Genomic DNA, 23,082 nt, shown 5'->3' on the forward strand with positions numbered 1-23,082 from the left:
CCCCGGTGGGGATCTACGCTCGAAGGACACCTGTCACCCGCGAAAGAGGAGCGATGGATCCGAGCGTCATCGCCACCTTGACTGCGGTGGTCTCCGCCGTCGTCGGAGGCGCCGCGGGCGAGGCCGGCAAGAGCGCGTGGGGCTCGCTGACGGCCCTCGCGCGGCGGCGGTTCGGCACGGACGCCGCCGTGACGGCCGCCTTGGAGCAGGCCGACACGAGGTCACCGGAGGAGACGACGCGCGTCCTGGTGGACCACGCGCACGCGGACGCCGAGTTCGGGCGGTCGCTGACGGACTGGGCCGGCGAGACGGCCCGCCTCCTGCAGTACAAGCATGACGTCAGCAACACCATCGGCGGCGACGCGCGCATCACCGGCACGGTCGTCCAGGCCGGCGACATCTCCGGCTCCATCAACATCGGCACGCCAGGTCCGCCCGACCGGCGGTGAGCCACGCCGAGGCGTCAACGCGGGGCGCTGGCGGACGCGGCGGGCCATGCCGCCGATCGCGCCGGCCGTAGTGCGGCCACCTGGGAGAACCTCGTCGAAAAGACCTCGTTCAACAGTCAGACGGCCTTCAACGCGGCGTGGAACCACCTTTATCCCTGGGACAGCGACCCCGACACGCACAACGGCGCCGCGCGCATGGACGCCGCCCAGGTCTCCCTCAGCCAGGGCGTGCTGACCCTGAAGGCGACCAGGCTGCCGGCCCCGTCCGGGATCAGCCCGCAGCCCCCGCACGCCCCCCTGTGGTACCGCTCCGGCGCCGTCCACGCCAAGCGGCAGATCATCGTCAACGACCAGTTCCCCGAGTACGACATCGAGGGCGAGTTCGCGACGCAGACCGGGCCGGGCATCTGGCCCGCTTTCTGGACCACCGGCACCTGGCCGGAATGGCCGCCGGAGACCGACATCCTGGAATACGTCGGCGTCGACGAGCAGGGCAAGGCCGTCAACTTCTTCAACACGTACTACAAGACCGGCAGCGGAGAGACCTACCAGCGCTCCGAGGTGCCCGTCGCCGACCCCGACGTGTTTCACACGTATCGGGTCTGGATGTACAAGAGCGGCGACGACGTCAAGCTCGACTACTACTTCGACGGGGATTACGTGGCCACCCACATCGGCTACGGCTGGGCCGGTGTCGCGCAGACGCTCATCATCAACCTGCAGATGGGCTCCTACGCCTCCAACGTCGAGAAGGGCGGCGACGGCTGGGCCGACCAGCGGCCCGGCCCCGACGGCGACACCTATTTCCGCGCCCGCAACGTGTGGTTCGGCCGGACGCGCGCCTGGTGAGGTGAGTCCGTCAGTAAAGGACCGGTGACTGTTCGGCGTCGGCCTGGGCAGTCCACGGTCATGATGGATGAGGGTCTTGTCTTACTGCTGGCCTGGGGACAGTACCTCGCCCTGCTGGGCGCGCTCGCGTACGTGCTGCTGCGGCGGCGGGCATGAGGCGGGTGTGGGCGCTCGTACTGGTCGGCCTGCTGGTGCCGGGGTGTTCGAGTCCGGCGTGGGACGAGCGTGACTACGAGCTGAAGGCGGCCGCGTCGGCGGAGGCGGTCGGCTCGACGGTCGAGGCGGTGCGGCTGGCCGTCGGCGGGGGCGGGCGGCTGACGCGGCCGTACCTGACGGTGCTGCTGACGAACGCGGCCGAGCAGGTGCAGGTCGTCAACGACCAGTTCGGGGCCGTGCAGCCGCCGTCGGAGCGGGCCGAGGCGCTGGGCGGGCGGTTGCTGGAGATCGGCGATCGGGCCGAGAAGGCCGTCTCCGGGCTGCTGGTGGAGGTCAGGCGCGACCGCGTCGAGGATCCGGCCGGAGCGGCACGGGAGCTGGCCGGGCTGGGCGAGAGCCTGCGACGTTTCCAGGACGAGCACGAATGAAGCGATTCCTGGGCATCACGCTGGGCATCCTGACCGCGATCGGCGGCTTCGTGGACATCGGCGATCTGGTCGCCAACGCCCTGGTGGGCTCGCGGTTCGGCATGTCGCTGGCGTGGGTGGTGCTGCTGGGGGTGCTGGGCATCTGCGTGTTCGCCGAGATGTCGGGCCGGATCGCGGCGGTCTCGGGGCGGGCGGTGTTCGACCTGGTACGCGAGCGGCTCGGCCCGAAGGCGGGGCTGGCGAACCTGGGCGCGTCGTTCTTCATCCTGGCGATGACGGTGGCGGCCGAGATCGGCGGCGCGGCGCTGGCCCTGGAGCTGGCCACCGGCGTCAACTACCTGCTGTGGGTGCCGGCCGTGGCGTTCGCGGCGTGGCTGGTGATGTGGCGGGTGCGGTTCGAGACGCTGGAGCGCGTCTTCGGGCTGGTCGGGCTCGCACTGGTGATCTTCGTCGTCGCGCTGTGGCAGCTCGGGCCCGACTGGGGCGAGCTGTGGCGCCAGGCCAGCCGGCCCGCGCCGCCGCCGGACGAGGGGCTGCCCACCTACTTCTACTACGCGATCGCGCTGCTCGGCGGGGCGATGACCCCGTACGAGGTGTTCTTCTTCTCCTCCGGCGGGGTGGAGGAGAACTGGACCCGCCGCGACCTGTCGGTCTCCCGGGCGAACGTGCTGATCGGCTTCCCGCTCGGCGGGCTGCTGTCGCTGGCGATCGCGGCGTGCGCGGCCACCGTGTTCCTGCCGGTCCACGTGCAGGTGGAGTCCCTGGACCAGATGGTGCTGCCGGTCGCCCTCGGGGCCGGGCAGGTCGGGCTGGCGCTGGTGATCCTCGGCGTGTTCGCGGCCACGCTCGGCGCGACGCTCGAAGTGGCGCTGTCGTCGGGCTACAGCCTGAGCCAGTATTTCGGCTGGCAGTGGGGCAAGCGGGTGCGCCCGCGCGAGGCGGCCCGCTTCCACGCCACGGTGCTCATCGTGATGATCGTGGCGACCGCGCTGATCCTGACCAGCATCGACCCGATCATGGTGACCGAGTACTCGCTGGTGTTCTCGGCGGCGGCGCTGCCGCTGACGTACCTGCCGGTGCTGATGATCTCCAACGATCGCGACTACATGGGAGACAAGGTGAACGGCGTCTTCTCCAACACCCTTGGCACGGTTTTCATGATCCTTCTCGTCGTGGTGTCGATCGCCGCCATCCCCCTCATGCTGGCCACGAAGGCGGGCCAATGACGGAAGCACGCGTGCTGCACGCCCAGTTGCACCTGCTCGACCGGCAGGTGGTGCACGACCGCGACGGCCGGCTGGTGTGCAAGGTCGACGATCTGGAGCTGGCCCTCGACGAGCAGGGCCGTCCGTACGTCACCGCGATCCTGATGGGCCCGCTCGCGCTCGGGCCGCGCCTCGGTGGGGTGCTCGGCAGGCTCATGACGGGCGTCGCCCGCCTGCTCGGCGCCCAGGACCCGCCCCGCCTCCCCATGGCGGACGTCAGCCGCGTCGCCAGTGCCGTCCACGTCGGCGGCGACCTGACCCCGCCCGCGCTCGAACGCTGGGTCCGCACCCGCCTCATCGAACCCATCCCCGGAGCCTGGCATGAGACTGAGTGACCTGCTCGCCCGCCCGGTCCGCGACAGCTCGGGCCGGCCCGCCGGTCAGGTCGCCGACGTGCGCCTGGTGCAGGACGGGCCGCTGCTCCGGCAGGTCCAGCACGCCTTCCGCGTGGCCGGCCTGATCGTCGTGACCCGCCACACCGGACGGCTGTTCGGCTACGAGCGGGGCCCGGCCATCAAGGGCCCGTGGCTGGTCAGGGCCGTGCTCAAGGTGCTGCACCGCAACACCCGCTACGTGCCGTGGGAGCACGTGGACAGGATCGACGACGACGGCGTCCTGCTGCGCGTCCCCCTGGACGAGCTGACCTCGGTCCACGACCTCTACCAGGACAGCGGCCCTTGAGCCGGGGTCAGCGGTCCTCGGGAAGGAGCGTGCCGAGCGGCCCGAGGTCGAGGTTGAGGTCCGACGGCGACAGGTCGAAGCGCTCGCACAGCTCCGTCATGGCCTCCTCCAGCCGCATCAACGTCACGCCCAGCACCTCGACCTGCTCGTCCGACAGGTCGCCCTGCTCCATCCGCCGCACGCACTGCCGCTCCACGAGCTGGCGCACGAGCTCGACCAGGGTCAGGACGAGGCGTGACAGGTCGCGTTCGACCGCTTCCCGGTCGGCTTCGATGCGCAGCCGGCTGGATCGCGCCTCCCGCACCCGGGCCGGCTCATTTCCAGGGCTCGCCATCGACGCCCCCGAACGTGTCGGATTCGCGAATCGACATGATCAGCGCGCGGACGGAGATGCGTACCAGGTCGATGTCCGCGATGGACAGGACGAGGTCCCCGCTCACCACCACGCCGCCGGCCAGGAGCCGGTCCAGCAGGTCGACCAGCGCCACCCGCTCCGCCGGCAGGCGCTCCTCCGCTGCCAGGACGGCGCCGCGCGGCGGCGCGTCGTGGGTCATCGCGGGCCTCCCTCCTCCAGGACCGTGAACGAGTAGGGCGCCCATGGGCCGGTGAGCTCCAGCTCGATCCCCTGCCCGCGCAGGTCGTCCAGAGCGCGCGCGAACTCCTCCGCGCGCTCCTCGTCGACCAGGTAGGCGCCGTTGAGGACCATCCACTCGTCCCTGCCGGAAAGCTGCGGGTCCTGCGCCCGGTGCCGGCGGCTCGCGACCGCGACGCACCTGAGGACGTCGTGGATGCGCTCGGCGCGCGCCCCCGCGTCGCGCCACGACTCCTCGCGGGTGCGCAGGCTCGCCTGGCGGCGCTTGAGGTAGGCGGTGCCGGGACTGGCCGGCTCCTCGGCGGCCGGCTCGGGCGCCACGGGGGCGGCCTCGGTCTTCACTACGTACGCCTTCACCCCCCACTCCTGCCGGCCCGCGACGCGGGCGAGCGTGTCGGCGAAGTCGTCGTGCCGCTCCTCCAGCAGGCGGCGGACCTGCTCCTCGCCGCTGTAGACCGTGACGAGGCGCACCGGTGCGACCGGCCCGAGCCGCGCCACCGCCTCCACCACGCGGTGGTGGGCGTGGGCGGTCGCGCCCAGCCAGTCGAGGTCCTCCATGGACCGCCGCAGCGGCTCCTCGCCGAACTGCTCCAGCGGGACGGTGCTCACGTACGCGACCAGGCCGGACTGGGCGATGGCCCGCACGTCCCGGCCGGCCACCCCCTTCAGGCCCTCGGGGCAGGGAACGGCCACGTCGCTCGCCACGGCGTAGAGGTACGTACCGGCGTCATCCACCACGCTCGTCCCTTCTCGCCTCCGTCCTCCTGACCGGCCGGTCCTCCACGGACTCGACCTCGCCCTCGATCGGCTCGATGGCACGCCGCCGCGGCCGGCCCTCCTCCAGTGCCGCGATCCGGTCGCGCAGCCGACGGTTCTCCTCGACGAGGGCCTGGTCCTTGCCGGTGAGCCAGGGGTCGTGCTCCCACCAGTCGATGCCCATCTCCCTGGCGGTGTCGACCGAGGCGATGATCAGCCGCAGCTTGATCGTGAGCAGCTCGATGTCCAGCAGGTTCACGCGGATGTCCCCGGCGATCACCACGCCCCGGTCGAGGACCCGTTCGAGGATGTCGCCCAGGTTGGCCGGTTCGCGACCCGAGGACACCGAGGAAGGGTAGGACTGGCGTCCCACGACCCCCGGCCGGTACTGCTCGGTCATCGCGACTCCTCCGCGTAGTCGCCGCTGCCACGCCGGTAACGCCGCAGCCTCCGGTAGGAGAGCAGGTCGCCCTCCGGGTCCAGCTCGGCCTCGTACAGTGCGAGGATGTCGCCGGAGGAGGGGATGCGGCGGTCCTCGACGACCTCGACGTTGACGAGCCACCCGTCCTCCTCGGGCTTCACCCGGGTCACGCCCTCCGTCTCCCTGCCGGTCAGGTCCGCGATGTGCTGCAGCCCGAGCCCTCCCGCGCTCGCGGCGGACAGCCCGCGAGGGCGGCGCTTCGGCCGCTCGGCGGTGTCGCCGGCGGGATCTCTCGAGCGCGCCGGAGGCGGAACCCCCTCTTCGCGAGACCTTCGCCTCTCAGGCACGGGATCACCTCCCCTCGACCGGACCGAAGCCGCCCATCATGCCCTGAAGGACCTCCCGCATCTGCAGGGCCTCCTCCTCCTCGGAGATCAGGCCGGCGGCCCGGGACGCCTCGATCTCCTCCAGTCGGTGCCTGACCACCGTCGGATCGCGCATCTCGCGCTCGACCTGTTCCTGGATCAGCTCACCGAGCCGGATCACGCCGCGCAGCGGCGCCACCGGCCAGCCGAAGACGAGGCTGAGCAGGCCCATCAGCCGCCCTCCCCGCCGCTCACCACGAAGTCGTACGGCGCCAGCGGGCCGTGCAGCTCCAGCTCGATCCGTCCCGCCCACAGCCGGGCGTACTCCTCCACGGCCTTCTCCAGCTCGCCGCGGCGGTCGCTCTCGACCAGGAGCGCGAGGTGGACGGCGTCCCGCTCGTGGGACGGCTCGCGGACGACGGTGAAGACGCTGAGCGGGGCGAGCCGGTCGAGGACGGCCCCGGTGTCGGCCTCCCGTTTGGCGCTGACCGCCTGGTTGACGACCTCTCCGAGCCGGATGCGCGCCTCCCTGGTCGCCGCCTCGGGCTTGCCCCGGATCTCGTCGCGGAGCTGGGCCGCCTCGACGTTCTCGTTGAGCACCTCCATGAGCACCGCCCGCTCGTCGTAGCGTCCCTTGACGACGAACTCGGCCCGTCCCTCCAGCTCGTCGAGGGCGGAGAGGAACTCGTCGTGGTACGGGCCCAGCAGCTCGTCCACCACCGCCTGCCGGTCCGTCAGCACCGCGCCGAAGCGCAGGGGAAGCACGGGGACCTCGGCCGCGGTGGCGTCCAGCAGCTGCTGGTGCGCCACGAGGTCGTCGGGCGTGCCCAGCGGGCGCTCGATCGCCACCTCGCTCACCAGGGCCGCGATCTTGCCGTGCCGTACCAGGCGCACGGGGGCGCCGGCCACACCGCGCGCGTCGTCGGAGACCTGGACGTCCTCCGGCACGATTCCGTAGACGTAGGTGCTGAGGTCCCGGTCCAGAGGCGTGCGCTCCTCCTCCGCGGAGGAGGGAACGGTGTCGACAGACTCGGCCATGGTCAGCCTTCCTCCCTCCGGCGGGGCCGGGCGGTCCGGCGTCCGGAGTCCTCGGTGACGTCGCCGACGAGCTCGTGCAGCTTGTCCCCGGCGGCCTCCAGCACCCCTTGCGTGATGTCCTTGGTCCTGTCGCCGATCTGGCCGCCCTTCATCTCCTGCATGATCTCCGGCAGGCCCTGGCTCTGCTCGGTGAGATCCAGCCGGTTCACGGCCTCGGCGAAGCGCAGGTAGGTGTCGACGCTGGCGATCACGATGCGCGTGTCGATGGTCAGAAGCTCGATGCCGACCAGTGAGACCCGGACATAGGCGTCGATCACCAGTCCCTTGTCGAGGATCGTGTCGATCACGTCCGCCAGACCCGTCGGGGTCGGACGTTCTGCCATTCCGCCGCCCGCCGCGGGTTGTACAGTCATTTCCTCGCTCCTCGATCGTCACCCGCGTCGGGTCGCCACCCTGCGGCGCACCGGCCGCCGGGGCTCCTCTTCCTCTTCCTCTTCCTCTTCCGCGGGACGTCGTCGCGCCGGGCGCCGGGCGCCCTGGCCCTTTCCGGTCTCGGCACGGGTTCGCTCTTCTTCTTCCTCTTCCTCTTCTTCCGGCTCCTCCTCGTATTCTTCTTCGGGCTCCTCTTCCTCCTCGTATTCGCCTTCCGGCTCCTCTTCCCGCTCTTCTTCCGCGGGCTCCTCGGCCTTTCCCTCTTCCGGCCGCTCCTCTTCTTCTTCGGCCCGCCCCTCTGCTTCGGCCTGCTCTTCCTCGACGGCCTCCTCGTGCGTCTTGACCACCTTGCTGTCGTGGATCACGCCACGCCAGCCGTCTTCCTCCGCCTCTTCCGGATGCAGCATGGTCTGCGTCATCACGTGCCGCCGGAAGTGCTTGAACTCCAGCCGCGCCCGCCTGCCCTGCGCCCGCCAGATGTTGCCGACGTGCTCGAACATGCCCTGCGGGTGGTACTCGAGGACGAGCAGGATGCGGGTGAGATCGGGGGTGACGGCGTGGAAGGTCACCGCGCCGTCGACGAAGCCCTTGGGCCCCTTCGACCGCCAGATGATCCGCTGGTCGGGCACCTGCTCGATGATGTGCGACTCCCAGGTCCGGTGGGACCAGAAGATCTGCGCCTTCCAGTTGACCTTCTCATCGGAGGCCTGGTCGACGTTCTCCACCTTTTTCATGTAGCCCGGGAAAGACTCGAACTGGGTCCACGTGTTATAGACGATCCGGATCGGGGCGCCCACGTCGATCCATTCGACGATGTTGACGACGCGCACCTTCCCGGCTCTTTTCCCTTTCTTCCCCAGTCCTTTGATCGTCTCCTTGACGGCCGTTCCCGCTCCGGACAGAAGCGATTTCCCGAGGATTTTCCCGGGACTCACGCCCTCCGATCCGGTGATGGCGCTCAGCAGCCCGCCGCCTCCGCCGCCCTCCGCGAAATCGGTCAGCCGGCCCGTCATGCCTTCGAGCCGATCGGTGAGGGACGACAGCGCCCGCTCCACGAGAGCCTGGACCAGCTTCTGCGCCCCCTCCATGAGGAGGTCCTTCGGCAGCACCTCTTGTGCGGCCTTCTGGACCGGCCCGGCCTTGCTCTCCTGCGCCATGGCTCTCACCTCCGCCCTCTGCGCACCGGCGGGACGGACGGCACCCGTCCGACTCTCGGCCGCCGCACGCGGGGCTTCTCCTCCGGAGGCTCCTCGTCGTACGCCTCCTCGCCGTACTCTTCTTCCTCCTCTTCCGGCTCCTCCTCCTCGGCACGCGGGCGGCCCGCCTGCCGGATCGACTCGGCTCGCCCGTGCAGCTTCTCGGTCAGGGAGTCGATCTGCCTGCTGGTCGCGGCGACAGCGGCCGCCTTGCCGACCTCAAGCAGTTCTCCTCGCAGCCGGCCGGTGAGTTGCTCGATCTCCGGGGACGAGCCGAGAATCTTCAGCCCTTGTCCCAGGAGGCCCCCGCCACCTTCGCTCTTGCGCAACGCACCGGCCACCCCGGCCGCCGCCAGGGCGGTCGCCCAGCGCAGCTTGCGACGCCGGCCCAGGTAATAGCCTGCGGCGAGAGCCAGCGCCACTCGGCACCTGTCCTTCATGACCAGCCCTCCTCAGTCGGGTGACCCGATCGGTCCCACCCTGCCCGTGAAGCGGACACAGAAACACATAAACCCCAAAAATGGACAGAGCTTCGTTCGGTTGGCAACGATTGCTCTTCCTGAACCTGGCCATCCGCAGACGCGCCACGCAGGGGGTTCGTGCGATCACGATCCGGGTGGAGGGGCGGCCTTAACTCCGCTCCGGCGACCTGGCGCGCTGGGTGACCGGGCACTACCCGCGCCGCCCGTACCCGGTGGCCTTCATCGGCTCCTCCAACGGCGCCATGATCCACCTCGCCGCGGGCCAGGCGCTGCTCGATGCCAACCCCGACCTGGTGCTGCACCACATGCACGACGCCAACCAGGACCGGCTGATGATCGCCGGTATGACGTACTTCCGGGTCAAATGGCGGCGGCGTACCGCGCGTGGCCGACTACCTCGCCCGCTACCGGGCCGGGCGATCGCGCTGGGACTATCCGCCTGCCGACGGCGAAAGCCGGGAGGCGGAGTGGGGATTCCGGCCCGAACTGCTCGCCGACCTGGAAGAGCTCGCCGAACGCAACCGGTGGCGGCTGGTCCGCATGCGCTTCGGCGAGCCGGAGGACCTGAGCCCGGTGGTCGCCGACCTGTACCGGGACTGGTGGACTCCGTCGGTCTGTCCTCCGCCGACGACTGGCGCAAGATGCTGGCGCGGGCCCGCAAGCTGGGCGTCTTCACCGGGGTCGACACCCGCGCCTACCCGCGCGACTTCGCCGGCCTGGCCCGCGCCCACCGGGAGCTGTCCCGGATCCGCACCACCTGCCCGATGCCGCGGCCCCTGGAATGGCCCGTGGCCGAGGAGTTCCTCACCGGACGCGGCGAGCTGGAGTGGCACGGCTGACGCCCTGCCGGAACGCTGGAGGCCCCCAGCTCCCGGCAGGGCGTCCGGCTAACCGAGGGCCTTCTCCAGTTGTGCCTTGCTCATCTTCGAGCGGCCCTTGATGTTGCGGCGCTTGGCCTCCTCGTAGAGCTGATCCCGCGTACGGCCACCCGCTCCGGAGTGCGAGCGCAGCCCTCCGCGCCGGCTTGAGGACATGTCCTGAGTCGAGGTACGGCTGGCGGTCCGCGACTCACCGGCCCTGGCGCGTTCCTTGTTCACGGTCCGGGCGGCGATCTCCTTGGCCCGCTTGTCGCTCTCGCCCCGCTTCTTGGAGCTTTCCTTGATGTGCTCGTACTGTCGTTCCCGTTTCCGGCTTGATCCGCGAGGCATGTCTCCCCCTTTGCCCACTGTTCGCGGTTGGCTTGTTTGCCATCTACCCAGCTGAAAGCCACGAAACGAACCGGCCGCGCCTCCCGGCGGGAGGCGCGGCCGCGTGGACTACAGGCCGGGCTGCGTGGGCGGCGGATAGCCGGTGCCGGGGCCGGGGCGCGGCGACGGCGTGGCGGCCCCCGGAAACGGCGCGTCGGGCCGCGGGACGGCGTCGCCGGCGTGCTGGGGCGGCACGCTGCCGCGCCAGGCGCCGGTCTCGCTGCCGCGGGTCTCGATGTAGTCCTTGAAGCGGCGCAGGTCGCCCTGGACGCGCATGCGGACGATCTGGAGCCAGTCGCCGGCGGTCTCGACGAAGCCCTCGGGGTCGTACTCCATCTGGAGGGTGACGCGGGTGGTGGTGTCGTCGATGCGGTGGAAGGTGACGACGCCGGCGTGGTGGGGCTTGTCGAGCGTGTGCCAGGCGACGCGCTCGTCGGGGTGCTGCTCGGTGATCTCGGTCTCGAACTCGCGCTTCACCCCGGCGATCTCGGCCAGCCAGGTGGCGCGGGTGTCGGTGTGCTGCTTGACCGACTCCACCCCTTCCATGAATTCGGGGAACGTCTCGAACTGCGTCCACTGGTTGTAGGCGACGCGGATCGGGACCTTGACGTCTAGGGAGTACTCGATCGTGCTCATGGTCTCGCTCTCTGCCCAGTGTGGATCGTGGCTAACGTCAACCGTTTGACGGTCTCCGTTCGGGTATGCGGGCCTATAACGTCCGACGGAGAGGCCCCGAATCATGCAAGCCGTGGTCATCAACTGCACTTTGAAGCCCTCGCCCGAGCCCTCCAACACCGAGGCCCTCGCCGAGGTCGTCAGCGCCGCACTGCGCGAACGCGAGGTCGACGTGGACATGATCAGGGCCGTGGACCTGGACCTGCGTCCCGGCGTCCGGACGGACATGGGCCCGGGCGACGACTGGCCCGCCGTGCACGACAAGCTGCTCCGGTCGGAGATCCTCGTCATCGCCACTCCGACGTGGGTCGGTCACCCGTCCTCACTCGCGCAACGCGTGATCGAGCGGCTCGACGCGATGATCTCCGAGACGGACGACACCGGCCGACCGGTCGCCTACAACCGGGTCGCCGGGGTGGTCAACACCGGCAACGAGGACGGCGCCCACCACGTGATCAGCGAGGTCTGCGGCGCCCTGGTGGACATCGGCTACACCATCCCCGGCCAGGCGTGGACGTACTGGCACCTCGGGCCGGGCGCCGGGCCGGACTACCTGGACGACGCGCGCGGCCACGAGTGGTCGCACAAGACCGCTCGCGCGATGGCGGCCAATCTGGTCGCCGTCGCCCGGGCGCTGGAGGCCAGGCCCATGACCGCGCCACCGGAGTGAGTCCGGAGCCGGTCAGGTCGTGGGGACGGGGCTGTCGAGCCTGGAGAACCACGCGATCGTTCTGCGCAGGCCCTCCTCCATCCCCACGACGGGCCGCCAGCCCAGCTCGGCCTCGGCCAGGCTGGTGTCGGGCCGGCGGACGCTCGGATCGTCCACGGGCCTGTCGATGAACTCGATCGGTGACGACGAGCCCGCCAGGTCGCGGATGAGACCGGCCAGCTCCGCCATCGTCAGCTCGTCGGGATTGCCGATGTTCACAGGTCCGGCGAAGTCGCTGCGTGCCATGCGCAGGACGCCGTCCACGGTGTCGTCGACGTAGCAGATGGAGCGGGTCTGGCTGCCGTCGCCGGTCACCGTGATCGGCTCGCCCGCCAGGGCCTGCCGGACGAAGGTCGGGATCGCCCGGCCGTCGAAGGGCCGCATCCGGGGCCCGTAGGTGTTGAAGATGCGCACGATGCCGGTGTCCACGCCGTGGGAGTTGCGGTAGGCGGTGGTCAGCGACTCGGCGAAGCGTTTGGCCTCGTCGTAGACGCTGCGCGGTCCGACGGGGTTGACGTTGCCCCAGTACGTCTCGCGCTGCGGGTGTTCGAGCGGGTCGCCGTAGACCTCGCTGGTGGAGGCCAGCACGAACCGGGCCTGCTTCTCCTTGGCCAGGCCGAGCGCGTGCAGCGTGCCCATGCTGCCCACCTTGAGCGTCTCGATCGGGTGCTTCAGGTAGTCGGCGGGCGAGGCGGCCGAGGCGAAGTGCAGCACCAGGTCCACCTCGCCGGGCACGTGTACGAAGCCCGTCAGGTCGCACTCGACGATCCGCAGCCCCGTACGGTCCAGCAGGTGTTCGAGATTGCGCGGGGAGCCGGTGAGGAAGCTGTCCATGCAGACGACCTCCGCTCCCCCGTCCAGCAGCTTCTCGCACAGGTGGGAGCCGAGGAACCCGGCCCCTCCGGTCACCACGACTCGCATCGCGCCATCACCTCGATCACCTCGTCGACTCCGATCTCCAGCAGGCCGGCGTCGGGCTCGCGTCCGTGCGGGTCACCGGTGCCGCCTTTCCACAGCACGACGTGCGGCCCGGCTGCGGGCGGCCCCCACAGAGCGGGAGAGACCGGCCCGAACAGCAGCACCGAAGGGGTGCGGTAGGCGGTGGCCAGGTGTCCTACCCCGGTGTCGCCGCACACCACCAGCCGCGCGTCGCGGACCAGCCGGGCCAGCCGCCGCACGTCCGTGCGCCCGGCGGCGACCGTGGCACCCGTGCCGCCGGCGACCCGCTCGGCCAGCTCCCGCTCGGCCGGGCTCCCCGTGACGACCACCCGCCTGCCGCGGGCCCGCAGCGCGGCGACCACCGCCGCGAACCGGTCCACGGGCCACCTTCTGGACGGGGCGCCCGCGCCGGGATGGACCACCACGGGCCCGCTCCGGTCGCCGCGCCCCAGGTACAGGTCGGCCGGGTCGGCCGCGATGCCGTACCACTCCAGTAGATCGCACCAGCGGCGCACCTCGTGCACGTCCGCGCGCCACGGCGGGCCGTCCCCGCCGTGGGTGAGCAGCAGCCCCGGGCGGGTCGCGCGCAGCGCCCGCGTGCTCTGCGGGCCGCGGCCGTGCAGGTTCACCGCGACCTCGGCCCCGTCATACGGGACGGGGCCCGGACCCCGCACCTCGATCACCTCGTCGACGGGCAGCAGCGGCGCGAGCGCCGGCGGCCCGGCCAGCACGAGGCGGCGGGCGGGGAAGGCGCGGCGCAGCGCCCGCAGCGCCGGGACCGCCGTCAGCAGGTCACCGAGCCCGAGCCCGCGCAGCGCCAGCACGTCTAGGGCCACGAGGTCTCCGTGGACGGGCAGACGACCAGCTCGCGCACCTCGCAGCCGGGCGGCTGCGACAGCGCGAACACCACGGTCTGCGCCACGTCCTCCGGCCGGTTGAGCCGCGCGTCGGGTCCCGGCTGGTACTGCTCCGGCCGCCCGTCGAAGAAGCGCGTCGCCATCCCGCCGGGGACCAGCATCGTGACCCCGACCTGGCCGGCCAGCTCGGCGGCCAGCGCCCTGGTGAAGCCCACCACGCCGAACTTGGCCGCGCAGTAGGCCGTCGCGTCGCTCACCGCGCGCAGGCCCAGCGTCGAGGCGCAGGTCACCACCCGCCCGGAGGACTCCCGCAGGTACGGCAGCGCGGCCCGGACGACCGCGGCCGTCCCCATGAGGTTGACCTTGATCACCCGTTCCCAGTCGTCGGCGGTCACGTCCTCCAGCCGGCCGCAGGCGTCGATCCCGGCCGCGGTGACGACGCCGTCGAGGCCGCCGGCCCGCTCGGCCAGCTCCCGCACCGCGCGTTCGGCCTGGCTCCGGTCGGCCAGGTCGGCCACCGCGTGGTCGAATCCGTCGGCGGCGCGCAGGTCCACCACCAGGGGCCTGCCTCCCGCCTTGGCGACCGCCTCGGCCACGGCGTGGCCCAGGCCCGACGCGCCGCCGGTGATCAGGATGTCTCCGAGCATCGTTCTCCTCCTCACGCCGCGTGCATCGCGGCGATGATCCGGGTCGTGGACCTGCCGGGCACGCTGGCCAGAACGACCGTCTCCGCGCCCAGTTTCCGCAGCGACTCCGCCTCCGGCAGCTCCCTGCCGGAGTAGTCGCCGCCCTTCACCCACACGTGCGGCCTGAGCCGTTCGATGGCCTGGGCCGGGGTGTCCTCATCGAAGATCATGACGGCGTCGACGCATCCCAGCGCGCCGAGCACCTCGGCTCTGTCCTGCTGCCCGACGACGGGCCTGTTCGGGCCCTTGAGCCGCCTGGCCGAGGCGTCGGAGTTGAGGCACACGATCAGCGCGTCGCCGAGCGCCCTGGCTCTGCGCAGCAGGCTCACGTGCCCGGCGTGCAGCAGGTCGAAACAGCCGCCGGTGGCGATCAGCCGGCCGCCGTTGGCCCTGACCAGGTCGGCGATCTCGGTGACGGTACGCGGCCGGTCGCGCATCTGCGCGCGGGGCGGCCTGATGGCCGCGGCTCCGCCCGCCTCGACGAATCTGGCGGCCTCCCCGACGCCGAGGGCGACCGCGTCCTCGACCGGCAGCCGGTCGCGCAACGCCAGCGCCGCCGCCGCCGCGAACCTGTCTCCCGCGCCGCACACGTCGTGGCCGCCGTCGAGCAGGGGCGGCGGGATCCTGGTGTGGTGGCCGCCTTCGTGCGCCAGCACCGCGCCGTCGGCGCCGAGCGTCACCGCGACCGCCCGCGCGCGCAGGGCCTTCACCAGGCTGCGGGCCGCCTCGTCCGGCCCGGCGTACGGCGGCGGGCACAGCAGCCGGGCCTCGCTCTCACTGGGGGTGATGAGCGCGCACCCGTGGAGGGGGCTCGGGCCCTTCGGATGGGGGTCCCACACGATGGGCGCGTCCACCTCCCCGAGCAGATCGAGCAGCGAGCCCGCCATGCCCCTGCCGTAGTCGGAGACCAGCACGGCGCCCGCCGTCCGCAGAGCGGAGCGGACCGTGCGGGCCACCTCGCCGGCCAGGCCGCCGGCGACGTGCCCGTCGCCGGTGTCGAGGCGCACCAGCGTCTGCCCTGCCGCTCTGACCCGCGTCTTGCAGACCGTGGCGCCGCGCAGCGGCACCGGGACGACCCGCAGCCGGCCGTTCAGCAGCCCCCGCAGCGTGCGCCCGCTCTCGTCGTCGGCCAGCGCGGTGACCAGCACCACCTCCGCGCCGTCCCTGGCGGCCAGCAGCGCCGCCAGTCCCGCGCCGCCGGGCCGTGGGTGTCTCGCCTCGACGTCGACGACGGGCACGGGGGCGTCGGGCGCGAGCCGTTCGGCGTTGCCCTCGATGTCCACGTCCAGCAGCGTGTCGCCGATGACGACCAGCGGTCCGTTCACTCTCCCGCCTCCTCGATCGCGTGGCAGAGGAGGTGGATCATGGCCAGGTGCACCTCCTGCACGGTCGCGGTGTCCGTGGCGGGCACCGCGACCACCTCGTCGCTGATCTCGGCCAGCGGGTTCGGCGTCCTGCCCGTCATGGCCCAGGTGACCAGCCCGCACTCGCGCGCCGCCCGGGCGGCGGCCAGCACGTTGCCGCTGGCGCCGCTGGTGGACAGGCACAGCAGCACGTCGCCCTGGCGGCCGTGCGCGCAGACCTGCCGGGCGTAGACGGCGTCCGCGCCGAAGTCGTTGGAGATCGCCGTCACCGACGAGGTGTCGGCGTGCAGCGCGATGGCCGCGTAGGGCCGCCGCTCCCCCTTGAACCTGCCGACCAGCTCGGCCGTCAGGTGCTGGGCCTCGGCGGCCGAGCCGCCGTTGCCGCACACCAGCAGCCGTCCGCCGCCGCCGAGGACGGCCGCGAGCTTGCGGCCCCACGCCTCCACGGTCGGCGCCTGGCCGGCGCTCATCGACAGCGCCTCGCGCAGCATGGTCAGGTGCCTGTGCATGTCATCCCCCTCACCTCGGCGCCCAGCACGGCGCGGTAGACGGCCTCGGTCTGCTCGGCCACCCGCGGCCAGCCGTAGCGCTGCCTGGCTCGGCGCGCCCCCGCGGCGCCGAGCTCCGCCGCCCGTTGCGGGGCGCCGAGCAGGTCTCTCAGCTCGCGTGCCAGCGCCTGCGGCCGGCGCGGCGGAACCAGTACGCCGCAGCCGTCGACCGTGTCGAGATGGCCGCCGACGGCCGAGGCGATCACCGGCACGCCGCAGGCCATCGCCTCCAGCGGCACCATGCCGAACGGCTCGTACCAGGGCACGGTGACCACGACGTCGGCCGAGCGCATCAGCGCGGGAACCTCGTCGTGCGGGACGCCGCCGAGCACCTTCACCCGGTCAGCCAGTCCGTAGGCGCCGGCCAGACCCGCCAGCCGGGCGGCTTCCGGGTCGCCGTCGGAGCCGCCCGCGATCAGCAGCTCGGCCTCCGGCACCTCGCGCAGCGCCCGCAGCACGGTGTCGACGCCCTTGCGCGGCACCAGCCGGCCGATGCTCAGCACCCGCGGGCGCGCGCCCCTGTCCGCGCGCGGACCTTCGGGGGTGAAACGGTCCAGGTCCACCCCGCAGGGCACGATCGAGATGACGTGGCCGGGCACCCCCATGGCGTGCAGCTCGCCGACCTCGTCCGAGCAGGTGGCCAGCACCGCCGCCGCCTCCCGGCCGATCCGCCGCTCGGCGTCGATCCGGCCCGGCGGGCTGGTGTCCGCGTCGCCCTGCCAGCGCCGTTTCACCGTGCCCAGCGCGTGGAAGGTCTGCACGACGGGACGGTGACCCGCCGCCAGCAGCGCGGCCGTGCCGCTCATCCAGAAGTGCGCGTGCACGACGTCCGGGGCGCGCCGCGTCCAGCGCCGCGCCAGTTGCTCGGCGAAGGCGGGCATGTACGGGGGCAGCTCGTCCTTGGGGATCGGCACGGCGGGCCCGGCCCGGACGTACTCGACCCGCACCCCGTCGCCCAGCGGCACGCTCCGCGGCTGCTCGGGCGAGCCGCGCCGGGTGTGGACCAGCACGTCGTGGCCGCGCCGGGCCAGGGCGAGCGCGAGCGCGGCGACATGGACGTTCTGCCCGCCCGCGTCGACCCCGCCGATCGCGGCCAGCGGATCGGCGTGCTCGGAGACGAGATCGATCTTCATCGGACCAGTTCCCTCACTGCCTTGACGACTTGCGCGGCCGTGACTCCTGCCAGACACGGATGTCCGTCGACCGGGCAGATCCGCGCCCGCGTGTCCTTGCACGGGCCTTCCTGGTCGCCGAGCAGCACGTACGGCACCCCGTACGGGGCCCACCGCCCGGCCGGCACCACCGGGGAGAAGAGGCTGACCACCGGGGTGCCGACGGCGGCCGCCAGGTGGGCGGGGCCGGTGTTGCCCGCCACCAGCGCGCAGGCGTCCCGGAGCACTCCGGCCAGCTCCGGCAGGCTGGTCAGCCCGCCGAGATCGATCGCGTGGCCGCCCGCCACGTGGGCGGTCAGCGCGCGTTCGCCCGGACCGCCGGTGACCACCACCGCGAAGCCCTCATCGGCCAGCGCCTCGACCGCCTCCCGGTGCCGGGACGGCGGCCAGGCGCGGGCGGGGGCGGCGGTCCCCGGATGGACGACGACGTAGCCGGGCGGGCCCACCCGGCTCGGCGGCGGCGGGGTGATGGCCAGCGCGCCGCCGTCGACCGGTGGGAAGCCCGCGGCCGCGGCGACCGCCAGCATCCGCTCCGCCTCCGGCAGGTGCCTGGCCTCGTCGATCCGCACCCTGACGTCGAGCAGGGAGCCTGGGTAGTCCTCGCTGATCGCGGTGATCCTGCCGACCCCGCGCAACCTCAGCAGCAGGGCGAGCGGCAGCGCCGACTGATGGAAAGAGGTGAGAATCACCGCCTCGCCAGCGTCGGGCAGCGCCTCCATGAGGCGGGCGACGTGCTCGCCGGTGACGGGCGGCGGGTCGGCGTCGATCCACGGCGCCTGCCACTCGATGACGCGGTCGACGCCGGGCAGGAGCTCGGCAGCCGCCCGGCCGCGCGGGCCGGCCAGGAAGACCACCCGGTCGGCGTGCGCGCCGACCGCGCGCACGGCGGGACCTGCGAGCAGCACATCACCGGCGCTGTCCGGGCGAGCCACCAGGACGGTGCGGCTCACCAGCGCTCCCTCAGCTCCCCGCGAAGCCGGTGCGCGCAGGCGACGGGCGGGATGGCCGCGCTCGTGACCAGCATCCTGACGATCTCGGCGGGCGTCCGGGGTCCCGGCGCGATGCGCTCCCACGCGAAGCGCGCGGTGAGCGCCGCCCACCCCGCCGCCGCGAGGAGCGCGGCATCCGCCACCCGGTTCCTGGCGGTGCCGTCGCGCTGCCCTGCCGCGGCCACGGCCGTGGTCAGGGCCAGGGTGAGGGCGGACATCCCCAGTGCGGCCGTGACGGCGTGCCTGGGCAGCAGCCCGCCCGCCCCGATCAGCGACCGCCAGCCGGGCCCGTGGATCCGGCGCATCAGCGCGTCGTCGGCGTTGCCCCGCTGGAATCGCACGCTGGCCCAGAAGCCGTCGTCCCGCACGGGGTGCCGGGTCACCCGCCGCCCCTTGACCAGCCGGTAGCCGGCCGCCATCACCCTCAGCGCGAGATCGGCGTCCTCCCGGTAGGCGCGGGGGAAGCGCTCGTCGAACCCGCCGACCTTCTCCAGCGCGGCCCGCCGGTAGGCCATGTCCGCGGTGATCCAGTCCGCGTCCGCCAGGCCGGCCGTGTTGCGCTCGGCGTCCGTCGGCCGGCGGCCCTCCGGCAGCGGCACCACGATCCTGCCCTGGCTGCCGCCCACGTCCTCCGGCAGGTCCGCCAGGTCCTTGACGGCCGCGTCCAGCCATCCCTCGGCGGGCACCACGTCGTCGTCGAGGAAGACCACCCAGGGTGTGCGCGCCTGCCGCCAGCCCTGGTTGCGCGCCGCGGCGGGTCCTCTGCGTTCGGTGTCCTCCACCACGATCACCGGCACGCCCGCCGGAACGGCGTCGGCCAGGGAGGCCCGCCCGATCGTGGGGATCACCACCGTGATCATGCCGGCCTCCGCACCACGAACGGCCCGATCACGAGCACGTCGACCGGCGCGGAGCCGAAGCACTCCAGCGCGTCCCTCGGCGAGTCGACCATCGGCCGTCCCGCCGTGTTCAGGCTGGTGTTCACCACGACGGGCAGCCCCGACAGCGCCTCGAACCGTTCCAGCACCGCCGCCATCAGGGGATCGCTCTCCGGGGAGACGGTCTGGATGCGGGCCGTCCCGTCCACGTGCACGACGGCGGGGATCCGCTCCCGCCACTCCGGCCGCACGTCGTGGACGAACAGCATGTACGGCGAGGGCACCGGGCCCCGGCCGAAGATCTCCCTCGCCCTGGACTCCAGCACCATGGGCGCGACCGGCCGGAACTGCTCCCGGCCCTTGACGTCGTTGAGCCGCTCGGTGTTGCGGACGTGGCCGGGGTGGGCCAGCAAGGAGCGCCGGCCCAGCGCGCGCGGCCCGTACTCGCTGCGGCCCTGGAACCAGGCCACGATCCTGTCGTCGGCCAGCGCCGCGGCCACCTCGCCGGCCAGGTCCCGCGGCCGCGTGTACGGCACGCGCGCCACGTCCAGCCACGCGGCCACCTCGTCGTCGCTCCAGCGGCGCCCCAGGTCCGCGCCGGGCATGGGGCCGGCGGGCTCGCCGTGCTCCTGCGCCAGGTGCAGGGCGCCCCCGAGCGCCGTGCCCGAGTCGCCGGCGGCCGGCTGCACCCAGATGTCCTCGAACGGGCCCTCGGCCAGCAGCCGGGTGTTGGCCACGCAGTTGAGCGCCACCCCTCCGGCCATCGCCAGGCGCCGCGCGCCCGTCCGGCCGTGCAGCCAGAAGGCCAGGTCGAGCAGGACCTCCTCCAGCCGCGTCTGGACGCTGGCGGCCAGGTCGGCGTGGTCGGCGGTCCACTTCTCCCCGCCGGCGAGCTTCTTGGCGAAGCCGCCCCAGTCGATGGGCTCGACCCTGAAGCCGCCCTCCGGCGTGGCCGCGATCAGCTCGCGCAGCACGTCGAGGTGCCGGGGCGTGCCGTAGGAGGCCAGGGCCATGACCTTGTACTCGTCGCTGGAGCGCATGAAGCCCAGGTGCTCGGTGACCTCCTCGTACATCAGGCCGAGCGAGTGCGGCAGCTCCTGCGTGGCGAGCGTGGTCAGCTCGCCGTCCCGGTAGTGGCCGGCCAGGTGCGAGACGGACTCGCCGCGGCCGTCGCACACCAGGACCGCGCACTCCTCGAACGGCGCGGCGAGCCCCGCCGAGGCCGCGTGCGCCACGTGGTGCGGCACGAACCGCACCTGCGCCGGGTCGAGCCCGGGCAGCGCCGTGGCCAGGAAGCTCGGCGCCCTCGTCGCGTACGTGGTGCGCAGGTCCTCCCACGGGGCTCCCGTCTCCTGCCGCACCAGCGAGGGATCGTAGGAATAGGCGACCGCGTCGAGATCCTCGGGCCGCAGCCCGGCCTCGGCGAGACACCAGGCGGCGGCCAGCTCGGGCAGCTCCCACGCCGAGAACGGCACGGGCCGCTTGCCGTGCTTGCGCCGGCTGAACCGCTCCTCTTCCGCGGCCGCGACGACCTCGCCGTCCACCACGAGGGCGGCGGCGGGATCGTGGAAAACCGCGTTGATCCCCAGGAACTTCATACGAGAAGCGCTACCGAGCGAAGCGGTCGTTAAACAGCCGGTAGAAGGGGCAGCCATCCCTCATGCCGACGCCATGGCCGAGGGGGCCGGGTTTTCGAGCATGACGAAATCCAGAAAACGGTGCGCGTATGAAAATCCTGGTCTGGCACGTGCACGGCTCGTGGACCACCTCGTTCGTCCAGGGCCGTCACACCTACCTCGTCCCTCTCACCCCCGGCCGCGACGCCGACGGCAGAGGGCGGGCGCAGAGCTTCGACTGGCCGTCCTCGGTACGCGAGGTGCCGTGGGACCGGCTCGCGCACGAGCAGATCGACCTGGTCGTCTACCAGCGCCCACACGAGATCGAGCTGGCCCGCGACTGGCTCGGCGGCGCGGTGCCCGGCGTCTACGTCGAGCACAACACCCCCAAGGGCGACGTGCCCGCCACCCGGCACCCGCTGGCCGGCCAGTCGGCCATCCCGCTCGTGCACGTGACCCACTTCAACGCGCTGTACTGGGACAACGGCATCGCCCCCGTCCGCGTCATCGAGCACGGCGTGGTCGATCCCGGCCACCGCTACACCGGCGAGCTGCCCAGGGCCGCTGTGGTGATCAACGAGCCGGTCCGGCGCGCGCGGGTGGCCGGCACCGACCTGCTGGCCGCCTTCGACGTGCCGCTCGACGTGTACGGCATGAAGGCCACGGGCCTGCCGTACCCGGCCTACGACCTGCCGCAGGCCGAGCTGCACGCGGCCCTCGCCATGCGCCGCGCCTACCTGCACCCCTACCGGTGGACCTCGCTCGGCCTCGCGCTCATCGAGGCCATGATGCTGGGCCTGCCCGTCGTCGCCCTGGCCGCCACGGAGGCGATCGAGGCCGTCCCGCCGGAGGCCGGCGTCCTGTCCACCAAGCTGCCCGTCCTGGTGGAGGCGCTGTCGGAGTTCGTCGGGGACCCCGCCCTGGCGAGTCAGTACGGCAAGGCCGCCCGCACGGCGGCGCTTTCCCGGTACGGCATCGCCCGGTTCCTCGACGACTGGGACCGCGTGCTGGGCGAAGCGCCGTGAACGTTTACCGCGTACAGCTCGGGTAGCCGAGTTTTCGACAAAATCAACGTCTCGGGATCGGTGAGAACATGATCATCATCGGTATCATCCTGGTGCTCCTGGGGTGGCTGCTCGGCATCTCGGTGCTCTACACGATCGGCGCCATCCTGCTCGTCATCGGCGTGATCCTGCTCGTCCTGGGCTCCATCGGCCGCCCGGTCGGGGGCCGGCGATATTGGTTCTGACCTCGCCCGCCAGTCCGCGACGAGAAGGATTCAGCCATGGCACGCATCGGATACTTCCTGAGCAGCGAGGAGCACGGGCCCAAAGAACTCGTCCGGCAGTCGAAGCTGGCCGAGCGGGCGGGCTTCGAGGGGCTCTGGATCTCCGATCACTACCATCCCTGGCTCGACGAACAGGGCCAGAGCCCCTTCGTCTGGTCGACCATCGGAGCGATCGCCGAGGCGGTGACGCTGCCGATCACGACGGCGGTCACCTGCCCCCTGGTGCGCATCCATCCGGCCGTCATCGCGCAGGCGGCCGCGACCAGCGCCGTACTGACGGGGGGCCGCTTCCAGCTCGGCGTCGGCACGGGCGAGGCGCTGAACGAGCACATCATCGACTCCCGCTGGCCCCCGGCCGCCGAACGGCTGGAGATGCTGGAGGAGGCGATCGAGGTGATGCGGCGGCTGTGGAGCGGCGAGCTGACCACCCACCGCGGAAAGCACTACTCCGTCGACAACGCGCGCCTCTACACGCTTCCCGACCAGCCGCCGCCGGTGTACATCTCCGGCTTCGGCAACAAGTCGGTCCAGCTGGCGGGGCGGATCGGCGACGGCTACATCTGCACGGGCCCGGCCGCCGACCTGGTCAAGCTGTTCCGCGAGTCCGGCGGGGCGGGCAAGCCCACGCAGGGCGGGCTGAAGGTCTGCCACGCCGACGACGAGGCGGCCGCCCGCAAGACCGTGCACCGGCTGTGGCCGACCGAGGGCCTCAAGGGTGAGGCCTCCCAGCTGCTCCCCCTGCCACGGCATTTCGAGCAGCTGGCGGAGATGGTCAGCGAGGAGGAGGCCACCGCCTCGATCCCGTGCGGCCCCGATCCCGAGGCGCACGTCCAGGCGATCCAGAAGTACGTGGACGCCGGGTTCGACGAGGTCTACGTCAGCCAGATCGGCACCGAGCAGGACGCCTTCTTCGAGTTCTACGCCCGCGAGGTCCTGCCCCGGCTGCGATGACCCGGTTGCGATGTGTCCGGCCGGCGTCAGGCGACTGACGCCGGCCGGACGGC

At 72.3% G+C, this 23,082-nt stretch carries 33 protein-coding genes; 12 read left to right on the forward strand and 21 right to left on the reverse strand.

The window, feature by feature from the left end; all coding sequences use genetic code 11:
* The first annotated feature begins 53 nt into the window (after positions 1–53).
* The 7 genes from H4W80_RS08570 to H4W80_RS08595 all read left to right on the forward strand — a co-directional run bounded on the left by H4W80_RS08570 (position 54) and on the right by H4W80_RS08595 (position 3,828).
* Complete coding sequence (locus H4W80_RS08570) at positions 54–449, forward strand: hypothetical protein (protein WP_192784579.1); 396 nt, start codon at positions 54–56, stop codon at positions 447–449.
* A gap of 195 nt (positions 450–644) precedes the next feature.
* The gene (locus H4W80_RS08575; protein WP_192784580.1) at positions 645–1,298 is read left to right on the forward strand and encodes a family 16 glycosylhydrolase; all 654 of its coding nucleotides are present in this window, start codon (positions 645–647) and stop codon (positions 1,296–1,298) included.
* Between the two features lie 24 nt (positions 1,299–1,322).
* A complete protein-coding gene (locus H4W80_RS62550; RefSeq protein ID WP_264085969.1) occupies positions 1,323–1,454 on the forward strand; it encodes a hypothetical protein in 132 nt (43 codons plus the stop codon).
* Complete coding sequence (locus tag H4W80_RS08580; protein WP_192784581.1) at positions 1,451–1,882, forward strand: hypothetical protein; 432 nt, start codon at positions 1,451–1,453, stop codon at positions 1,880–1,882. Before H4W80_RS62550 ends, H4W80_RS08580 begins: the two co-directional genes overlap by 4 nt.
* A complete protein-coding gene (locus H4W80_RS08585; protein WP_192784582.1) occupies positions 1,879–3,108 on the forward strand; it encodes an NRAMP family divalent metal transporter in 1,230 nt (409 codons plus the stop codon). Before H4W80_RS08580 ends, H4W80_RS08585 begins: the two co-directional genes overlap by 4 nt.
* Positions 3,105–3,482: a hypothetical protein gene (locus tag H4W80_RS08590; protein ID WP_192784583.1), complete on the forward strand. Its 378-nt coding sequence runs from the start codon at positions 3,105–3,107 to the stop codon at positions 3,480–3,482. Before H4W80_RS08585 ends, H4W80_RS08590 begins: the two co-directional genes overlap by 4 nt.
* The gene (locus H4W80_RS08595) at positions 3,469–3,828 is read left to right on the forward strand and encodes a hypothetical protein (protein ID WP_192784584.1); all 360 of its coding nucleotides are present in this window, start codon (positions 3,469–3,471) and stop codon (positions 3,826–3,828) included. Before H4W80_RS08590 ends, H4W80_RS08595 begins: the two co-directional genes overlap by 14 nt.
* A 7-nt stretch (positions 3,829–3,835) precedes the next feature.
* Here the strand turns inward: H4W80_RS08595 and H4W80_RS08600 are convergent, their stop codons facing one another.
* The 10 genes from H4W80_RS08600 to H4W80_RS08645 are packed head-to-tail and all read right to left on the reverse strand — an operon-like array spanning position 3,836 to position 9,068.
* Positions 3,836–4,132, reverse strand: a complete 297-nt coding sequence (locus H4W80_RS08600) for a gas vesicle protein K (RefSeq protein WP_318786767.1) — start codon at positions 4,130–4,132, stop codon at positions 3,836–3,838.
* A gap of 10 nt (positions 4,133–4,142) precedes the next feature.
* The gene (locus tag H4W80_RS08605) at positions 4,143–4,382 is read right to left on the reverse strand and encodes a gas vesicle protein (RefSeq protein ID WP_192784586.1); all 240 of its coding nucleotides are present in this window, start codon (positions 4,380–4,382) and stop codon (positions 4,143–4,145) included.
* Positions 4,379–5,155 (reverse strand): GvpL/GvpF family gas vesicle protein, encoded by a 777-nt coding sequence (locus tag H4W80_RS08610; protein ID WP_192784587.1) that lies wholly within the window; start codon positions 5,153–5,155, stop codon positions 4,379–4,381. The genes H4W80_RS08605 and H4W80_RS08610 overlap by 4 nt, the downstream gene beginning before the upstream one ends.
* Positions 5,148–5,576, reverse strand: coding sequence for a gas vesicle protein (locus tag H4W80_RS08615; RefSeq protein ID WP_192784588.1), 429 nt, complete (start codon positions 5,574–5,576; stop codon positions 5,148–5,150). Before H4W80_RS08615 ends, H4W80_RS08610 begins: the two co-directional genes overlap by 8 nt.
* Entirely contained in the window at positions 5,573–5,944 is a 372-nt protein-coding gene (gvpO, locus tag H4W80_RS08620; RefSeq protein ID WP_192784589.1) for a gas vesicle protein GvpO, read from the reverse strand. The genes H4W80_RS08615 and gvpO overlap by 4 nt, the downstream gene beginning before the upstream one ends.
* A gap of 4 nt (positions 5,945–5,948) precedes the next feature.
* A complete protein-coding gene (locus H4W80_RS08625) occupies positions 5,949–6,194 on the reverse strand; it encodes a gas vesicle protein GvpG (protein WP_192784590.1) in 246 nt (81 codons plus the stop codon).
* Positions 6,194–7,000 (reverse strand): GvpL/GvpF family gas vesicle protein, encoded by an 807-nt coding sequence (locus H4W80_RS08630; protein ID WP_192784591.1) that lies wholly within the window; start codon positions 6,998–7,000, stop codon positions 6,194–6,196. Before H4W80_RS08630 ends, H4W80_RS08625 begins: the two co-directional genes overlap by 1 nt.
* Before the next feature lie 2 nt (positions 7,001–7,002).
* On the reverse strand, positions 7,003–7,413 hold the full coding sequence (gene gvpJ, locus H4W80_RS08635; protein WP_192784592.1) for a gas vesicle protein GvpJ: 411 nt from the start codon (positions 7,411–7,413) through the stop codon (positions 7,003–7,005).
* Positions 7,414–7,431: 18 nt separating this feature from the next.
* Positions 7,432–8,589 (reverse strand): SRPBCC family protein, encoded by a 1,158-nt coding sequence (locus H4W80_RS08640; RefSeq protein WP_192784593.1) that lies wholly within the window; start codon positions 8,587–8,589, stop codon positions 7,432–7,434.
* 5 nt (positions 8,590–8,594) lie between these two features.
* Complete coding sequence (locus H4W80_RS08645; protein ID WP_192784594.1) at positions 8,595–9,068, reverse strand: hypothetical protein; 474 nt, start codon at positions 9,066–9,068, stop codon at positions 8,595–8,597.
* A gap of 641 nt (positions 9,069–9,709) precedes the next feature.
* Between H4W80_RS08645 and H4W80_RS08650 the strand changes: the two genes are divergently transcribed.
* Positions 9,710–9,949: a hypothetical protein gene (locus H4W80_RS08650; protein ID WP_192784595.1), complete on the forward strand. Its 240-nt coding sequence runs from the start codon at positions 9,710–9,712 to the stop codon at positions 9,947–9,949.
* A gap of 48 nt (positions 9,950–9,997) precedes the next feature.
* On the opposite strand, the gene H4W80_RS08655 is transcribed toward H4W80_RS08650, so the two are convergent.
* Positions 9,998–10,318 (reverse strand): plasmid stabilization protein, encoded by a 321-nt coding sequence (locus H4W80_RS08655; RefSeq protein ID WP_192784596.1) that lies wholly within the window; start codon positions 10,316–10,318, stop codon positions 9,998–10,000.
* Positions 10,319–10,426: 108 nt separating this feature from the next.
* On the reverse strand, positions 10,427–10,993 hold the full coding sequence (locus tag H4W80_RS08660) for an SRPBCC family protein (protein ID WP_192784597.1): 567 nt from the start codon (positions 10,991–10,993) through the stop codon (positions 10,427–10,429).
* A 103-nt stretch (positions 10,994–11,096) separates the two neighbouring features.
* Here H4W80_RS08660 and H4W80_RS08665 point away from each other — a divergent pair, with 103 nt between their 5' ends.
* Positions 11,097–11,702 carry a flavodoxin family protein gene (locus H4W80_RS08665; RefSeq protein WP_192784598.1) on the forward strand — a complete coding sequence of 202 codons (606 nt, stop codon included), beginning with the start codon at positions 11,097–11,099 and terminating at the stop codon, positions 11,700–11,702.
* A 12-nt stretch (positions 11,703–11,714) separates the two neighbouring features.
* On the opposite strand, the gene H4W80_RS08670 is transcribed toward H4W80_RS08665, so the two are convergent.
* Genes H4W80_RS08670 through H4W80_RS08710 form a run of 9 tightly spaced genes read right to left on the reverse strand, consistent with a single transcriptional unit; the run spans position 11,715 to position 20,772 of the window.
* Positions 11,715–12,662 carry a UDP-glucuronic acid decarboxylase family protein gene (locus H4W80_RS08670; protein ID WP_192784599.1) on the reverse strand — a complete coding sequence of 316 codons (948 nt, stop codon included), beginning with the start codon at positions 12,660–12,662 and terminating at the stop codon, positions 11,715–11,717.
* The gene (locus tag H4W80_RS08675; RefSeq protein WP_192784600.1) at positions 12,647–13,516 is read right to left on the reverse strand and encodes a glycosyltransferase family 9 protein; all 870 of its coding nucleotides are present in this window, start codon (positions 13,514–13,516) and stop codon (positions 12,647–12,649) included. Before H4W80_RS08675 ends, H4W80_RS08670 begins: the two co-directional genes overlap by 16 nt.
* Positions 13,507–14,184, reverse strand: a complete 678-nt coding sequence (locus H4W80_RS08680; protein ID WP_192784601.1) for an SDR family oxidoreductase — start codon at positions 14,182–14,184, stop codon at positions 13,507–13,509. The genes H4W80_RS08675 and H4W80_RS08680 overlap by 10 nt, the downstream gene beginning before the upstream one ends.
* Positions 14,185–14,195: 11 nt before the next feature.
* Positions 14,196–15,548 (reverse strand): PfkB family carbohydrate kinase, encoded by a 1,353-nt coding sequence (locus H4W80_RS08685; RefSeq protein WP_192784602.1) that lies wholly within the window; start codon positions 15,546–15,548, stop codon positions 14,196–14,198.
* Positions 15,545–16,096: a D-sedoheptulose-7-phosphate isomerase gene (locus tag H4W80_RS08690; RefSeq protein ID WP_192784603.1), complete on the reverse strand. Its 552-nt coding sequence runs from the start codon at positions 16,094–16,096 to the stop codon at positions 15,545–15,547. The genes H4W80_RS08685 and H4W80_RS08690 overlap by 4 nt, the downstream gene beginning before the upstream one ends.
* Complete coding sequence (locus H4W80_RS08695) at positions 16,081–17,268, reverse strand: glycosyltransferase (RefSeq protein ID WP_192784604.1); 1,188 nt, start codon at positions 17,266–17,268, stop codon at positions 16,081–16,083. Before H4W80_RS08695 ends, H4W80_RS08690 begins: the two co-directional genes overlap by 16 nt.
* Positions 17,265–18,260, reverse strand: a complete 996-nt coding sequence (locus tag H4W80_RS08700; RefSeq protein ID WP_225964638.1) for a glycosyltransferase family 9 protein — start codon at positions 18,258–18,260, stop codon at positions 17,265–17,267. Before H4W80_RS08700 ends, H4W80_RS08695 begins: the two co-directional genes overlap by 4 nt.
* Complete coding sequence (locus H4W80_RS08705) at positions 18,254–19,156, reverse strand: glycosyltransferase family 2 protein (RefSeq protein ID WP_192784606.1); 903 nt, start codon at positions 19,154–19,156, stop codon at positions 18,254–18,256. Before H4W80_RS08705 ends, H4W80_RS08700 begins: the two co-directional genes overlap by 7 nt.
* Complete coding sequence (locus H4W80_RS08710; protein ID WP_192784607.1) at positions 19,153–20,772, reverse strand: carbamoyltransferase family protein; 1,620 nt, start codon at positions 20,770–20,772, stop codon at positions 19,153–19,155. Before H4W80_RS08710 ends, H4W80_RS08705 begins: the two co-directional genes overlap by 4 nt.
* Positions 20,773–20,900: 128 nt before the next feature.
* Between H4W80_RS08710 and H4W80_RS08715 the strand changes: the two genes are divergently transcribed.
* The 3 genes from H4W80_RS08715 (at position 20,901) to H4W80_RS08725 (ending at position 23,029) form a co-directional block, all read left to right on the forward strand.
* On the forward strand, positions 20,901–21,815 hold the full coding sequence (locus H4W80_RS08715) for a glycosyltransferase (protein WP_192784608.1): 915 nt from the start codon (positions 20,901–20,903) through the stop codon (positions 21,813–21,815).
* A 68-nt stretch (positions 21,816–21,883) separates the two neighbouring features.
* Positions 21,884–22,039, forward strand: a complete 156-nt coding sequence (locus H4W80_RS08720) for a DUF6131 family protein (protein WP_192784609.1) — start codon at positions 21,884–21,886, stop codon at positions 22,037–22,039.
* A gap of 36 nt (positions 22,040–22,075) precedes the next feature.
* Positions 22,076–23,029 carry an LLM class F420-dependent oxidoreductase gene (locus H4W80_RS08725; protein ID WP_192784610.1) on the forward strand — a complete coding sequence of 318 codons (954 nt, stop codon included), beginning with the start codon at positions 22,076–22,078 and terminating at the stop codon, positions 23,027–23,029.
* Positions 23,030–23,082 lie beyond the last annotated feature (53 nt).

Origin of the sequence: Nonomuraea angiospora (assembly GCF_014873145.1) — a bacterium.
GTDB lineage: Bacteria > Actinomycetota > Actinomycetes > Streptosporangiales > Streptosporangiaceae > Nonomuraea > Nonomuraea angiospora.

What these genes read in the sequence shown, in the direction of transcription:
- H4W80_RS08590 (WP_192784583.1), top strand. Translation starts at nt 3,105, where the DNA reads ATGACGGAAGCACGCGTGCTGCACGCCCAGTTGCACCTGCTCGACCGG.
- H4W80_RS08655 (WP_192784596.1), bottom strand. Translation starts at nt 10,318, where the DNA reads ATGCCTCGCGGATCAAGCCGGAAACGGGAACGACAGTACGAGCACATC.
- H4W80_RS08580 (WP_192784581.1), top strand. Translation starts at nt 1,451, where the DNA reads ATGAGGCGGGTGTGGGCGCTCGTACTGGTCGGCCTGCTGGTGCCGGGG.
- H4W80_RS08595 (WP_192784584.1), top strand. Translation starts at nt 3,469, where the DNA reads ATGAGACTGAGTGACCTGCTCGCCCGCCCGGTCCGCGACAGCTCGGGC.
- H4W80_RS08615 (WP_192784588.1), bottom strand. Translation starts at nt 5,576, where the DNA reads ATGACCGAGCAGTACCGGCCGGGGGTCGTGGGACGCCAGTCCTACCCT.
- H4W80_RS08630 (WP_192784591.1), bottom strand. Translation starts at nt 7,000, where the DNA reads ATGGCCGAGTCTGTCGACACCGTTCCCTCCTCCGCGGAGGAGGAGCGC.
- H4W80_RS08725 (WP_192784610.1), top strand. Translation starts at nt 22,076, where the DNA reads ATGGCACGCATCGGATACTTCCTGAGCAGCGAGGAGCACGGGCCCAAA.
- H4W80_RS08695 (WP_192784604.1), bottom strand. Translation starts at nt 17,268, where the DNA reads ATGAAGATCGATCTCGTCTCCGAGCACGCCGATCCGCTGGCCGCGATC.
- H4W80_RS08720 (WP_192784609.1), top strand. Translation starts at nt 21,884, where the DNA reads ATGATCATCATCGGTATCATCCTGGTGCTCCTGGGGTGGCTGCTCGGC.
- H4W80_RS08605 (WP_192784586.1), bottom strand. Translation starts at nt 4,382, where the DNA reads ATGACCCACGACGCGCCGCCGCGCGGCGCCGTCCTGGCAGCGGAGGAG.
- H4W80_RS08585 (WP_192784582.1), top strand. Translation starts at nt 1,879, where the DNA reads ATGAAGCGATTCCTGGGCATCACGCTGGGCATCCTGACCGCGATCGGC.
- gvpJ (WP_192784592.1), bottom strand. Translation starts at nt 7,413, where the DNA reads ATGACTGTACAACCCGCGGCGGGCGGCGGAATGGCAGAACGTCCGACC.
- H4W80_RS08670 (WP_192784599.1), bottom strand. Translation starts at nt 12,662, where the DNA reads ATGCGAGTCGTGGTGACCGGAGGGGCCGGGTTCCTCGGCTCCCACCTG.
- H4W80_RS08665 (WP_192784598.1), top strand. Translation starts at nt 11,097, where the DNA reads ATGCAAGCCGTGGTCATCAACTGCACTTTGAAGCCCTCGCCCGAGCCC.
- H4W80_RS08625 (WP_192784590.1), bottom strand. Translation starts at nt 6,194, where the DNA reads ATGGGCCTGCTCAGCCTCGTCTTCGGCTGGCCGGTGGCGCCGCTGCGC.
- H4W80_RS08640 (WP_192784593.1), bottom strand. Translation starts at nt 8,589, where the DNA reads ATGGCGCAGGAGAGCAAGGCCGGGCCGGTCCAGAAGGCCGCACAAGAG.
- H4W80_RS08660 (WP_192784597.1), bottom strand. Translation starts at nt 10,993, where the DNA reads ATGAGCACGATCGAGTACTCCCTAGACGTCAAGGTCCCGATCCGCGTC.
- H4W80_RS08575 (WP_192784580.1), top strand. Translation starts at nt 645, where the DNA reads ATGGACGCCGCCCAGGTCTCCCTCAGCCAGGGCGTGCTGACCCTGAAG.
- H4W80_RS08680 (WP_192784601.1), bottom strand. Translation starts at nt 14,184, where the DNA reads ATGCTCGGAGACATCCTGATCACCGGCGGCGCGTCGGGCCTGGGCCAC.
- H4W80_RS08710 (WP_192784607.1), bottom strand. Translation starts at nt 20,772, where the DNA reads ATGAAGTTCCTGGGGATCAACGCGGTTTTCCACGATCCCGCCGCCGCC.
- H4W80_RS08705 (WP_192784606.1), bottom strand. Translation starts at nt 19,156, where the DNA reads ATGATCACGGTGGTGATCCCCACGATCGGGCGGGCCTCCCTGGCCGAC.
- H4W80_RS08690 (WP_192784603.1), bottom strand. Translation starts at nt 16,096, where the DNA reads ATGCACAGGCACCTGACCATGCTGCGCGAGGCGCTGTCGATGAGCGCC.
- H4W80_RS08715 (WP_192784608.1), top strand. Translation starts at nt 20,901, where the DNA reads ATGAAAATCCTGGTCTGGCACGTGCACGGCTCGTGGACCACCTCGTTC.
- H4W80_RS08645 (WP_192784594.1), bottom strand. Translation starts at nt 9,068, where the DNA reads ATGAAGGACAGGTGCCGAGTGGCGCTGGCTCTCGCCGCAGGCTATTAC.
- H4W80_RS08570 (WP_192784579.1), top strand. Translation starts at nt 54, where the DNA reads ATGGATCCGAGCGTCATCGCCACCTTGACTGCGGTGGTCTCCGCCGTC.